The sequence below is a fragment of the Curtobacterium sp. MCBA15_001 genome (genome assembly GCF_001864835.1).
GTDB lineage: Bacteria > Actinomycetota > Actinomycetes > Actinomycetales > Microbacteriaceae > Curtobacterium.
Map to the genome: position 1 here is coordinate 26,195 of NZ_MJGI01000024.1, position 11,874 is coordinate 38,068.

Below are 11,874 nucleotides of genomic sequence, written 5' to 3' on the forward strand. Positions count from 1 at the left end.
GCGCCGTGACGGGCCCCACCGTGTGGCAGGACCCGTCCGGCGACGGGATCGACCGAGCCGTCAGTGCGTCGAGGGCTCCTGTTCGACCTCGCGACGCTCGTCGTCCGACCACAGCGTGTGGAAGGTGCCGTCCTTGTCGATGCGCTGGTAGGTGTGCGCCCCGAAGAAGTCGCGCTGCCCCTGGATGAGCGCGGCAGGCAGTCGCTCGGAAGCCAACGAGTCGTAGTACGACAGCGCCGACGCGAAGCCCGGTGCGGGGATGCCCGAGGCGACCGCGATGCCGACGATGCGACGCCACGCGGCTTCACCCTCGGCGACGGCTTTGGCGAAGTACGGGTCGACGAGCAGCGACTCGAGCTCGGGGTTCTTGTCGTACGCCTCGACGATGCGGTTGAGGAACTGGGCGCGGATGATGCAGCCGCCGCGCCAGATCTTCGCGATGTCGCCGAGGTTGACGTCCCAGTCGTACTCCTTGGCTCCGGCGATGATGAGGTCGAAGCCCTGCGCGTAGGCGACGACCTTCGACGCGTAGAGCGCGGCGCGGACGTCGTCCTCGAAGGTGTCGGGGACCTGGGCGATGTCGGGGCGGTGCTGCACGGACTGCTGCACCGCGGCGCGCTGGGACGGCTTCGAGGACACCGCGCGGGCGAAGACCGCTTCGCCGATGCCGGACACCGGGATGCCGAGACCGACCGCGTTCTGCACGGTCCACACGCCGGTGCCCTTCGAGCCGGCCTCGTCGCGGATGACGTCCACGAGGGCCTTGCCCGTCTCGGCGTCCTGCTGCTTGAGCACTTCGCCGGTGATCTCGATCAGGTAGGACTCGAGGTCGCCTTCGTTCCACTTGCTGTAGATCTCGACGAGTTCGTCGACGCTGTGTCCGCCGGCGCGCCGGAGCAGGTCGTAGGACTCGGCGATGAGCTGCATGTCGGCGTACTCGATGCCGTTGTGCACCATCTTGACGAAGTGGCCCGCGCCGTCGGTGCCGATGTGCGTCACGCAGGGCTCGCCCTCGGCCACCGCGGCGATCGACTTCAGGATCGGGCCGAGGGTCTCCCAGGCCTCCTTCGAGCCGCCGGGCATGATCGACGGACCCTTGAGCGCGCCTTCCTCGCCGCCGGAGATCCCGGTGCCGACGAAGTTCAGGCCCTGCTCGCGCAGCTCGTGCTCGCGGCGGATCGTGTCGTGGAAGTTGGCGTTGCCGCCGTCGACGATGATGTCGCCTTCCTCGAACCGTTCGGCGAGCTGGCCGATGACGGCGTCGGTGCCCTTGCCCGCCTGCACCATGATGATCGCCGTGCGGGGCTTGGACAGCGAGGCGACGAAGTCGTCGATCGACTCCGACGCGATGAACCCGGCGTCACCGTGCTCGTCCATGAGTTCCTCGGTGCGTGCGTAGGTGCGGTTGTACACCGCGACCGTGTTGCCCTCGCGCGACGCGAGGTTGCGTGCGAGGTTCGACCCCATCACCGCGAGCCCCACCACGCCGATGTTCGCCTGTCCGTTGCTGTCTGCCACTGTGGTCTCCTTCGTCCTGACGTCGCGACGGCCGCACCCGCTGCGTGCAGTGGTGTGCTGATGTCCTGCGGCCAACCTACGGACCGTGGCTCGGGACCGCACCAGTGTTGCGGCAACCTGTGGAGAGAGTTCACCGGGTCCGTACGGTGGAGGGATGAGCGACCGAACCGTCCGCCCTCCCGTCCTGGTCATGGGGGTCTCCGGCTCCGGCAAGTCCACCGTCGGCGAAGCGCTCACCCGAGCACTCGTGGCCCGCGGTGAGCCCGCGGAGTTCGTCGACGCGGACGACCTGCACCCGGCCGCCAACAAGGAGAAGATGCGCCGGGGCACACCCCTGACCGACGAGGACCGCTGGCCCTGGCTCGACGCCTGCGCCGCCGCGATCGCCGACCTGCAGGCGCACGGGAAACGCTGCGTGATGGCGAACTCCGCACTCAAGCGGGCCTACCGTGACCGGCTCCGGGCGAGTGCGCCGGACCTGGTCATCGCGTACCTCGACGGTTCGTGGGACCTCATCGCCGAGCGGCAGTCCCACCGGCACCACGAGTACATGCCGAACTCGCTGCTCGACTCGCAGTTCGCGACGCTCGAGCTCCCGCAGGCGGACGAGGCCGCGGTGTCGGTCTCGATCCACGGTTCCGTGGACGACACCGTCGCCGCGGTCCTCGACGCGTTGCCCGCTACTTCCGACTGAGCTCCGACAGCCGCGAGCGGTACTCCTCGGCACCGATCTCGCCGCGGGCGAAGCGGTCGGCGAGGACGGATCGGGCGTCCGACCGCGCACGCCAGCTGCCGCGGCGCCAGACGCCGAACACCAGGAACACGACCAGGAACACGACGAGGAAGAACACGGGGAAGACGGGGAAGACGGGGAACCCGCCGCCGTGCCAGTACGGCGCGGTGGCAGCGAGGGTGGTGAGCATCATGACCTCCTGGGTCGGTTCCGGTGCCGCTGGTGCGACACGTCCAAGACTCCGGCCAGGAGGCCCGCCCCGCGTCCGTCAGGCGGCCGCTCTTCCGCCTGCTCCCGCAGTCGTAGGGCGTCGCCTCCTCCACAGGGACGTACTCCCGTGGGAGTAGTCCACAGGTCCCTCGTCGGCCCGATGCCCGGCCGCCGGCGCGACCCTAGAGTCGGAGCATGACCACCGAGACGACCGCCGCCGAGCCGCGCGCCACCGGTGCCGACCATCCGGTCCGCCGCCGGTTCGCGCGGGTCGGCCGCGTGCTCCCGGTGGCACTCGTGCAGATCGTCGGGACCGTCGTTGCGTCGGGATGGTCCGGCGGTCCCGCCGGGTTCGGCGGCGCTGGCGACGGGGCCGGTCCTCCGTGGGCGCGGGGTGCCGGCGCGGGTGTCGAGCCGGTCACGCTCGTCCCGTTGGCGGTCGGCCTGCTCGTTGCCGGCGTGATCGTCCTGCCGTTCCGGTGGCGCTGGCCCGTCAGTGTGCTGATCGTCACACTCGGCACCACGATCGGCTACGCGCTCGTCGTCAGTCCCCGTGGTCCGTTCGTCGCCGCGCTGACGATGGCGATCGCGAACGCCTGGTTCCGGGGACACCGGACCGCGGTGTTCGTCGTCGCCGGGGTCGCCCAGGTCGTGCTGCCGACAGCCGACACACTGGCGGGACGCGCTCCGGTCTCCTCGGTGACGACGCTCACACTGTCCCTCGCGTGGCTCACGGCGACGATCGCGATCACCGAGCTCGTCCGGGTCCGCGTCCAGCGCGCTGCCGATGCCCGTCGTGCACGCGCTGCTGCCGAACGTGCCCGGGCCGACGACGAACGCGTCCGCATCGCCCGGGAACTCCACGACTCGGTGGCGCACAGCATGTCCCTGATCAACCTGCAGGCCGGGGTGGCACTGCACCTCGGGTCCGACCTGCCCGAGCAGACGCAGCAGTCGTTGACGAGCATCCGCGACACGAGCAAGCAGGCCCTGGTCGAGCTCCGGACGATCCTCGGCGTGCTGCGGTCGGTCGACGCGGATCCCTCCCGCGCCGAGCGTGACCCGTCGCCCGGGCTCGCCCGCATCCCCGACCTCGTCGTCCGTGCCCGTGCCGCAGGACTCGACGTCACCGCCGAGGTCAGCGGCGACCCGTCCTCGGTCGACGCCGTCGTGGACCGCAACGCCTTCCGCATCGTCCAGGAGTCGGTCACGAACGTGATGAAGCACGCTCCCGAGCACCGGGCCCGGCTGACGATCGACATCGGGCCGGACGTCGTCGACCTGCTCGTCGTGGACGAGTCACCCGTCGAACCGCTCGGTGGCGGGCACACCGATCACGTCGGCGTCCGACGACCTGTCTCGTCGGACACGGCGGCGTTCGGTGAGTCCGGCAACGGCATCACCGGCATGCGCGAACGTGCCGCAGCGGTCGGCGGGACGCTCCGCGTGGGCCCTCGTCCGGGCGGCGGGTGGCGCGTCGAGGCGCGACTGCCCACGGGGAGCCCGCGCCCGCCGCGTGCCGCCGAGGCCCAGAAGACGACCCCGACGACCCCGACGGCACCGACTACCCCGACGACCCCGAAGACGAGCGCATGACGTTGCCCGAGCTCCCGCACCCCGAGCCCGGCTCGTCGCCGATCCGTGTCGTGCTCGCGGACGACCAGGTGCTCATCCGCGCCGGACTCCGTGCCCTCGTCGACGCCGAGCCCGGCATGACGGTCGTCGGTGAAGCGGGCGACGGTGCCGCGGCGGTGCAGGTGGTCACGCACGAGCGACCCGACGTCGTCCTCATGGACATCCGGATGCCTGGCACCGACGGGCTCGACGCGACCCGGCGCATCTCCGCCGACCCGGACCTCGGCGCGGTGCACGTCGTGATCCTCACCACCTTCGAAGAGGACGACTACGTCTTCGAGGCGATCCGTGCCGGCGCCGCGGGCTTCCTGGTCAAGGACACCGAACCCGCCGAGCTCCTGCGTGCGATCCGGACGGTCGTCGCGGGGGAGTCGTTGCTGTCGCCCGGGCCGACGCGCTCCCTGGTCGAGGCCTTCGCGACCCACGCCAAGCCGAGTGCCCTCGCACCCGGGCTCGACGTCCTGACCGACCGCGAGCGCGAGGTCATGCTCCTCGTCGCGGCCGGCCTCACGAACGCCGAGATCGGCGAACGGCTCTTCGTCAGTCCCGCGACCGCCAAGACCCACGTGTCCCGCGCGATGATCAAACTCGGGGCTCGAGACCGCGCGCAGCTCGTCGTCTTCGCGTACGAGACGGGCCTCGCCACCCCCGGCTGGCAGGGCTGACCCCGAGCGGCTGATGGCAACGCGTGGCAACGCCGCTCCGACCGTCCCCGACGGAGCAGCATGGACGCATGGCCTTCAGCGGGATCGGCATCGTCGCCGGTGCAGCCCTGACCGACACCGTCCATCGAGCCGGCGCGGACCACGTCGAGCCGGGGATCGCGAACAACCTGGTCGTCCGCGACGGTGACGGCTGGCGGCGGGACTCGGTCTACGACGGCCAGCGGTTCCGCTCGTTCGCGCTGTTCGTCCCGCCCGACCTCCCGTTGCTGACCGGCGACGCCGACACCGTCGACGGGTACTTCGGCACCGTGCTGCCCCTCGTCGCCCAGGTCGCCGAACCGGGCGCGGTCATCGTGTTCGGATCCGGGACCGCCCGCACGGCCCCGCCGGACATGCCCGACGCCGAGGCCCGCCGCCGGTTCGCACGCGTGGTCCGGGTGGCTCGGGACGTCGCTGCCGAGCAGGACCTGCGCATCGTGCTCGAACCGTTGAACCGCGACGAGACGAACCTCGTCCACACGATCGCCGAGGCCGTGGCGTTCCTCGACGAGCACGACCTGCGGGACGTCGGGGTCGTCGCGGACCTGTTCCACGTGCAGGCCGAGCACGAGTCCTTCGACACCGTCCGCTCCCTGGCCGACCGCGTCGGGCACGTGCACGTGTCCGATCGTGACCGCGAGCCTCCTGGGCAGTGGGACTGGCCGTGGACGGCGTTCCTCGACGCGGTGCACGCGGGCGGCTACCGCGGTCTCGTGTCGATCGAGTGCCACTGGCCCGAGGACGACCCCGAGCCGCAGATGCGCGCCGCCATCGGCGCCGTCCGGGCCGCCGCCCCGCGCTGACCCGCGCCGCCCGCCAATCTCGCACGGTGCGGGGTCGCCGCGCGAGCACCGTGCGAGCTTCCCCGCCGGTGCGAGGTTGCTCGCCCGTTGCGGCGCCACGTCCTCGCACCGAGCAACCAACCCGTCACCAACGACCGCGCCGCGCCCGCCGCGCCCCGCCCCGCCGCGCGCGCCCCGCCCCGCTCCGCCCCGCGCCGCCCCTACAACTTGAACGTCGCGCGCGGGATGTCGGAGACGATGCGCTGCGCCGTGCGGACCGCGTCCTCCTCGGACACCTGGTGCGTGACCACGAGCGACGCCAGGTACGCCGCGTCCGCACGCCGCGCCATGTCGTGCCGCGCGGGGATCGAGCAGTACGCCCGGGTGTCGTCGATGAACCCGGACGTCTTCGTGAACGATGCCGAGTCCGTGATCGCCGCCCGGTACCGCCCGATCGCCGCCGGGGTGTCGATGAACCACCACGGCGCGCCGGCGTACACCGCGGGGTAGAAGCCCGCGAGCGGCCCGATCTCGCGCGAGAACACGGTCTCGTCCACGGTGAAGAGCACCAGGTGGAACCCGGGAGCCGTGCCGAAGGCCGAGAGCAGCGGCCGCAACGGCGTCGTGAACGACCCGAGCGCCGGCAGGTCGTGCCCGGTGTCCGGCCCGAAGCGCTCGAGCGTCGGCGTGTGGTGGTTCCGGATGACGCCGGGGTGCAGCTGCATGACGAGCCCGTCGTCGACGCTCATCTCCGCCCAGCGGAAGAGCATGTCGTGCCGGTACGCCACCGCGTCGGCCTCGGACAGAGCGGACGGGCCCCGCAGCGCGGCAGCATGGATGCGTTCGCGCGACGCAGCGGGCAACGGGGCTGACCCGGCGTCGAGCACCCCGGTGTCCGTCGCCGTCGCACCGTGCTGGATGAAGTACTGGCGACGCGCGCGGAGTGCTGCCAGGAGCCCCTCGTGGGTCCTCGTGTCGATGTCCGCAGCCTGTCCGATCGATGCGACCACGCTCCTCCAGTCCGGTCGGGACGGGTCGAAGACGGCGTCGGCGCGGAACGTCGGGACCACCCGTCCGCGGAACGTGGGGTCGGCGGCGAGCTGCGCGTGCGCAGCGAGGTCGTCCGCCGGACCGTCGGTGGTGGCGAGGACCTCGAGCCCGAACGTGTCGAACAGGGCCCGCGGTCGGAACGCGGGTTCCAGCAGCGCCGAGGCGATGCGGTCGTACTGCGCGTCGGCGTTCGCGGCCGAGGGCGCCTGGTCGAGCCCGAACACGTCGTGCAACTCGGTCTCGAACCAGTACCGCACCGGTGTCCCGAGGAAGTCGTCCCAGTGCGTGGCGAGCTGCTGCCAGATCTCCCGGCCGGACGGCGTCGACTGCGGGTCGCGTCCCAGGGCCCCGAGCGGGACACCGTTGGCGTGCAGCAGCCGCAGGACGTAGTGGTCCGGCGTGATGAGCAGCGCGGCCGGGTCCGGGAACGGCTGGTCGGCAGCGATCATGGCCGCGTCGACGTGCCCGTGCGGCGAGATGATCGGCGCGTCCGCGACCGCCTCGTACACGGTGCGGGCGACGGTGCGCGCGGCGGGGTCCGCCGGGAACAGCCGGTCGGGGTGCGGGGCGAGCGTGCGCGGCGCGGTGGTGGTCATGGTCGGCTCCTTCACGAGGGCGAGCTGGACGGGGTGGTCGGGTCGGTGACGGACGCCAGGCCCGGTGCGGGTCCGGCGGGGTCGGTGACGGACGCCAGGCCCGGTGCGGGTCCGGTGGACTCGCGCACGGTCAGGTGGGTCGGCAGCGCCACCGCCCCGCGCATCCGTTCCCCCGGGAACTGCTCGGCGGGGAGCGCACCCAGGCGGCCGAGCAGCATGGTGATCGCGACGCGTCCGGCCCGCTCGATCGGCGAGGTCATCGTGGTGAGCGGCGGGTTGCAGAAGTCGGCGCCGAAGATGTCGTCGCAGCCCACGATGCTCATGTCCTCGGGGACGCGGACGCCGCGCTCCCGGAGCCGACCGAGCATCCCGATCGCGATCAGGTCGTTGAACGCGATGCACGCCGTGGCGCCGGCGTTCACCGCGGCGTCGGCGGCCGCGGCTCCGGAGTCGACGAAGGGGGCGTGCGGACCGATCCGGGCCACGCGGACGTCCAGGCGCTTGGCGACCTGCACCAGGGCCTTCCACCGCCGTTCGTTCGACCACGAGCTGTCCGGACCGGCGACGTACAGCACGTCCCGGTGGCCCAGCGACACCAGGTGCTGCACGGCCTGCTCGACCCCGCCCGGCGTGTCGATCAGCACCGAGGGGACCCCGGCGGGCCGACGGTTGACGACGACGAGCGGGGTGCGTTCGGCGTACCGGGCGATCTGGGTGTCGGACAGGCGCGATGCGGTGAGGACCACGCCGTCGGCCTTCGCGGAGACGGCGCTGAGTGCGGCCATCTCGGCGTCGGCGGACTCCTCGGTGTCGACCAGCAGCTGCGTCCACCCGGCTGCGGCGAGCTGGTGCTGCGTGCCACGGATGACGTCGAAGTAGAACGGGTTCGTGATGTCCGACACCAGGACGGCGACCGCGCGGGTGCGTCCGGACGTCAGGGCTCGGGCCTGCGAGTTCGGGACGTACCCGAGCTCGCGCGCGGCGTCCTGGATGCGCTGCTGCGTCACGCGGTTCACCCGGTCCGGCAGTGACAGTGCCCGTGAGACGGTCGAGGGCGCGACCCCGGTGGCGTCGGCCACGTCACGGATCGTGACACGGCGGGACGTGTCGATCTCGGTCATGCACCCTCCCTGGTGATCCGGCGCGACGGTGCCCCGGTGGTCCGAAGCTAGGACGATCTGGCAACAAGTGGCAACCGGTTGCCGGTTGTTGCCACCCGCGGGACAGTGGTGTCACCTCCGGGCAGCGTTGCCCGGTGTGGCTCGAGGAGGAACCCCCATGAAGGCACGGACCCTGATCGGTTCCGTGGTCGTGGTCGCCCTCGCCGCGCTCTCCCTGCAGGGATGCGCGATCGTGAACGGCAGCGGCGACGACCCGAACACCCTCCGCGTCATGATGGGCGCGGACACGACCTACCCCAAGCAGCGCAAGCAGTGGCAGCAGGACACCGCGGCCGAGTTCAAGCGCACGACCGGCGCGGACATCCAGTGGGAGACGTACTCGTCTGCACAAGAGGAGCTGACCGCCATCCAGACCAGCGTCATCTCCGGGCAGGGCCCCGACGTCTACGCGATCGGCACCACCTTCACCCCGACGGCCTACGCCACGGGCGCGTTCGTCGAGATGGGCGCGAAGCAGTGGCAGGCCGTCGGCGGCAAGGACCAGTTCGACCCGGCCTCGTTCGGCATCTCCGGCCCGAGCGCGTCGAAGCAGATCGGCATCCCGTTCGCCAGCCGCCCGTTCGTCATGGCGGTGAACAAGAGCCTGCTCGCGAAGGCCGGCATCACGTCGATGCCCACCACGTGGGACCAGCTGACCGCCGACGCGAAGGCGACCACGAGCGGTGACGTGCACGGCATGGCCATCGCGTACGCCGACGGGTTCGACCCGTGGAAGTTCATCTGGGGCATGTCGGAGAACGCCGGCAACACGCTCGTGGACGGCACGAAGGCCGAGCTCGACGGTACGGCGGTGCAGAACGCCTACCGCACCTACTTCGACTGGGTGACGAAGGACGGCGTCGTCGACAAGTCCGCGATCGGGTGGAACAACGCCCAGGCCCTCGCGCAGTTCACCGACGGCAAGGCGGCGTTCTTCCCGATGACGACGACCACCGCGATCAACTCCTTCAAGGGCACCAAGATCGACGGCGACTACGAGTTCGCGCTGCTGCCGACCGTGCCGCCCGGAGCCACCGAGCGCCCGGCCGACGGCATCGAGGCCGCCAGCATCCTGTCCGGCGACAACTTCGTCGTGGCCGACTACGGCACGAAGCAGGACCTGTCGTTCGACTTCATCAAGCAGGTCAGCAGCAAGAAGGCCCAGCTCGAGTACTACGACCTGTTCGGCAACCTGCCGACGAACACGGCCGCGGCGAAGCAGCTGGCGGACGACAACCCGCAGCTCAAGCCGATCATCGACGCCGGCAAGCTCTCCAAGCCGACCGCGTTCACGGGGGCCTGGTCCGACATCCAGCTCGCCCTCGTCGACGTCGTCGTGCAGTCGATCCCGTCGCTCAAGAGCGGCGAGGTCACCGACGACCAGCTCCGGAAGCGTCTGCAGGACGCCCAGAAGGACGCCCAGGCAACGCTCGACCGGCAGAAGAACGGAGGCCTGTGATGACCGCCACGCAGACCGACAGGCACACCCAGGCACCGCGCGGCCAGGCGTCCGAGCGCCCGGTCCGCCCGCACGGGAAGACCCCGCTGTACAAGAAGGAGCGCCCGCTCTGGATGCTCATCCCGGGTGGTGTGCTCATGGCCGCGATCATCGTGGTGCCGCTGCTCGTCGGCGTGTACATCGCGATGCTCGACCTCGACCAGTACACGCTCCGCCAGTGGTTCAGCGCCCCGTTCATCGGGTTCGCGAACTTCGCCGAGGCCATCACGGACTCGCCCCTGCTGCACTCGATCTGGATCTCGTCGTCGCTCGCGGTGCTGGTCACCGCCGTGACCGTGCCGATCGGGGTCGCCGCGGCGATCTCGACGCAGAACCGGTTCCCGGGACGCGGCCTCGTCCGGTCGATCTACCTCATCCCGTACGTGCTGCCCGCGTTCGTCGTCGGCACGTTCTTCCGCACGATGCTGCAGCCGCAGGGCGTCGTGAACGCGATCTTCCACACCGACGTGCTCTGGCTGAACGGAGCGGCGTCCTACTGGGCGCTCGCCGCGGTCATGGTCTGGACGTCGTGGCCGTTCGTGTACCTGCTCAGCCTGGCGGGCCTCCAGGCCGTGGACCTGGAGGTCCACGAAGCCGCGTCGCTCGACGGCGCGACCTGGTGGATCAAGCTGCGCTACGTGGTCTTCCCCTACCTGCGGGGGCCGCTCAGCCTGGCCGTGATCATCGCGATCCTGCACAACATCAACAACTTCACGTTGCCGTTCGTGCTGTTCGGCATCCCGCTCCCCTCGAGCGTCGAGGTCATGCCGGTCCTGACCTACATCGCCAGCTTCCAGTCGTTCCGCTTCGGGCTCTCCGCGGCGATGGCGATCTGCTCCCTGGTGATCGTCGCCATCCCGCTGTTCGTCTACCTGCGAGCCGTGCAGCTGGACACCGGTGACGACGCCGGACCGAACCGCAAGCAGCGGCGCGCCGACCGCGCGACGCTGGCCGCCCCGGCGGCCGCCGACATCGAAGGGGCCCGCGCATGACCTCGTTCAACGCCACCAGGACCCGCCCGACGGCGACGCTCACCGAGAGCATCACGGCGCCGGGACAGCGCCGACGCGGCAAGCGGCCGTACGACACCGACGTGACGCGTCTGCTGCCGCGCTGGCTGCTGGTCACCGTGATCGCCGTCATCATCGCGTTCATCGCCGTCCCGGTGCTCTACATCGTGTTCGGCTCGGTGAACTCCGACGTCGCCGTCGCGCGGGGCGAGTACTTCCCGTCCGAGTTCACGCTGTCGAACTACGTCAACATCTGGTCGACGGTCGCGCTCGGCCAAGGACTGGTGAACAGCATGCTCACGGCCGGTGCCGTCGCGATCGCCAGTGCCGCCCTCGCCGTGTCGACCGCCTACGTGCTGGTCCGCTTCCGGTTCCTCGGCCGCCTGACGTTCCTGCGCGGCCTGCTCGCACTGCAGTCGATCCCGGGCACGCTCCTGCTGCTGCCCGTGTTCGTGGTGTTCTCGAACATCGCGAGTGCGACCGGCGTGCAGATCATCGGCACCCGGTGGGGGCTGTTCGTCACGTACCTGACCTTCGCGCTGCCGTTCTCCACCTGGGTGATGGTCACCTACCTGCGCGGCCTGCCGAAGGAGCTGGAAGAGGCAGCACGCATCGACGGCGCGTCCTCGACCAAGATCCTCACGAAGATCGTGCTGCCGCTGTCGTGGCCGGGCATCGTCGTGTCGGCGATCTTCGCCTTCCTGCTCGGCTGGAACGACGTGCTGTTCTCCACGATCATGACGACCCCGAACACCCGCACGGTGGCGGTCGTCCTGCAGGTGCTCGGCACCACCCAGGAGGGTGGCGCGGTCCCGATCTACGGCCAGATGATGGCCGCCTCGATCGTGTGCGCGGTCCCCGTGGTCGCCCTGTACCTGATCTTCCAGCGCTACCTGGTCGGCGGGCTGACCGCCGGTTCCGTCAAGTAGCGCGCGTTCTCCACAGACTGCCTGGAGGCTCGGTGCGGCTCCGCCCCGC

General features: G+C 70.8%; 11 protein-coding genes. 7 read left to right on the forward strand and 4 right to left on the reverse strand.

What is annotated here, in order from left to right:
• Positions 1–60: 60 nt before the first annotated feature.
• A complete protein-coding gene (gene gndA / locus BIU90_RS11790; protein WP_083403924.1) occupies positions 61–1,518 on the reverse strand; it encodes an NADP-dependent phosphogluconate dehydrogenase in 1,458 nt (485 codons plus the stop codon).
• 154 nt (positions 1,519–1,672) lie between these two features.
• Here gndA and BIU90_RS11795 point away from each other — a divergent pair, with 154 nt between their 5' ends.
• On the forward strand, positions 1,673–2,212 hold the full coding sequence (locus BIU90_RS11795) for a gluconokinase (protein WP_071300434.1): 540 nt from the start codon (positions 1,673–1,675) through the stop codon (positions 2,210–2,212).
• On the opposite strand, the gene BIU90_RS11800 is transcribed toward BIU90_RS11795, so the two are convergent.
• A complete protein-coding gene (locus BIU90_RS11800) occupies positions 2,199–2,444 on the reverse strand; it encodes a hypothetical protein (protein ID WP_071300435.1) in 246 nt (81 codons plus the stop codon). The two genes, BIU90_RS11795 and BIU90_RS11800, sit on opposite strands and share 14 nt — an antisense overlap.
• Before the next feature lie 212 nt (positions 2,445–2,656).
• Between BIU90_RS11800 and BIU90_RS11805 the strand changes: the two genes are divergently transcribed.
• The 3 genes from BIU90_RS11805 (at position 2,657) to BIU90_RS11815 (ending at position 5,603) form a co-directional block, all read left to right on the forward strand.
• Complete coding sequence (locus tag BIU90_RS11805) at positions 2,657–4,057, forward strand: sensor histidine kinase (protein ID WP_071300436.1); 1,401 nt, start codon at positions 2,657–2,659, stop codon at positions 4,055–4,057.
• Positions 4,054–4,761, forward strand: coding sequence for a response regulator transcription factor (locus BIU90_RS11810; RefSeq protein WP_071300437.1), 708 nt, complete (start codon positions 4,054–4,056; stop codon positions 4,759–4,761). Before BIU90_RS11805 ends, BIU90_RS11810 begins: the two co-directional genes overlap by 4 nt.
• A 68-nt stretch (positions 4,762–4,829) precedes the next feature.
• Entirely contained in the window at positions 4,830–5,603 is a 774-nt protein-coding gene (locus tag BIU90_RS11815) for a sugar phosphate isomerase/epimerase (RefSeq protein WP_071300438.1), read from the forward strand.
• Between the two features lie 200 nt (positions 5,604–5,803).
• Here the strand turns inward: BIU90_RS11815 and uxaC are convergent, their stop codons facing one another.
• Both uxaC and BIU90_RS11825 read right to left on the reverse strand, forming a co-directional pair.
• Entirely contained in the window at positions 5,804–7,228 is a 1,425-nt protein-coding gene (gene uxaC / locus BIU90_RS11820) for a glucuronate isomerase (RefSeq protein ID WP_071300474.1), read from the reverse strand.
• Between the two features lie 11 nt (positions 7,229–7,239).
• Complete coding sequence (locus BIU90_RS11825) at positions 7,240–8,349, reverse strand: LacI family DNA-binding transcriptional regulator (protein ID WP_254787033.1); 1,110 nt, start codon at positions 8,347–8,349, stop codon at positions 7,240–7,242.
• Between the two features lie 157 nt (positions 8,350–8,506).
• On the opposite strand from BIU90_RS11825, the gene BIU90_RS11830 reads away from it, so the two are divergent.
• The 3 genes from BIU90_RS11830 to BIU90_RS11840 are packed head-to-tail and all read left to right on the forward strand — an operon-like array spanning position 8,507 to position 11,825.
• A complete protein-coding gene (locus tag BIU90_RS11830) occupies positions 8,507–9,847 on the forward strand; it encodes an ABC transporter substrate-binding protein (RefSeq protein WP_175470202.1) in 1,341 nt (446 codons plus the stop codon).
• Positions 9,847–10,878, forward strand: a complete 1,032-nt coding sequence (locus BIU90_RS11835; RefSeq protein WP_071300439.1) for a carbohydrate ABC transporter permease — start codon at positions 9,847–9,849, stop codon at positions 10,876–10,878. Before BIU90_RS11830 ends, BIU90_RS11835 begins: the two co-directional genes overlap by 1 nt.
• Positions 10,875–11,825 (forward strand): carbohydrate ABC transporter permease, encoded by a 951-nt coding sequence (locus BIU90_RS11840; RefSeq protein WP_071300440.1) that lies wholly within the window; start codon positions 10,875–10,877, stop codon positions 11,823–11,825. The genes BIU90_RS11835 and BIU90_RS11840 overlap by 4 nt, the downstream gene beginning before the upstream one ends.
• Positions 11,826–11,874: the final 49 nt, after the last annotated feature.

Excerpts from the sequence above, each read along its gene's own strand:
- BIU90_RS11795 (WP_071300434.1), top strand. The coding sequence starts at position 1,673 with ATGAGCGACCGAACCGTCCGCCCTCCCGTCCTGGTCATGGGGGTCTCC.
- BIU90_RS11800 (WP_071300435.1), bottom strand. The coding sequence starts at position 2,444 with ATGATGCTCACCACCCTCGCTGCCACCGCGCCGTACTGGCACGGCGGC.
- BIU90_RS11805 (WP_071300436.1), top strand. The coding sequence starts at position 2,657 with ATGACCACCGAGACGACCGCCGCCGAGCCGCGCGCCACCGGTGCCGAC.
- BIU90_RS11810 (WP_071300437.1), top strand. The coding sequence starts at position 4,054 with ATGACGTTGCCCGAGCTCCCGCACCCCGAGCCCGGCTCGTCGCCGATC.
- BIU90_RS11815 (WP_071300438.1), top strand. The coding sequence starts at position 4,830 with ATGGCCTTCAGCGGGATCGGCATCGTCGCCGGTGCAGCCCTGACCGAC.
- uxaC (WP_071300474.1), bottom strand. The coding sequence starts at position 7,228 with ATGACCACCACCGCGCCGCGCACGCTCGCCCCGCACCCCGACCGGCTG.
- BIU90_RS11825 (WP_254787033.1), bottom strand. The coding sequence starts at position 8,349 with ATGACCGAGATCGACACGTCCCGCCGTGTCACGATCCGTGACGTGGCC.
- BIU90_RS11830 (WP_175470202.1), top strand. The coding sequence starts at position 8,507 with ATGAAGGCACGGACCCTGATCGGTTCCGTGGTCGTGGTCGCCCTCGCC.
- BIU90_RS11835 (WP_071300439.1), top strand. The coding sequence starts at position 9,847 with ATGACCGCCACGCAGACCGACAGGCACACCCAGGCACCGCGCGGCCAG.
- BIU90_RS11840 (WP_071300440.1), top strand. The coding sequence starts at position 10,875 with ATGACCTCGTTCAACGCCACCAGGACCCGCCCGACGGCGACGCTCACC.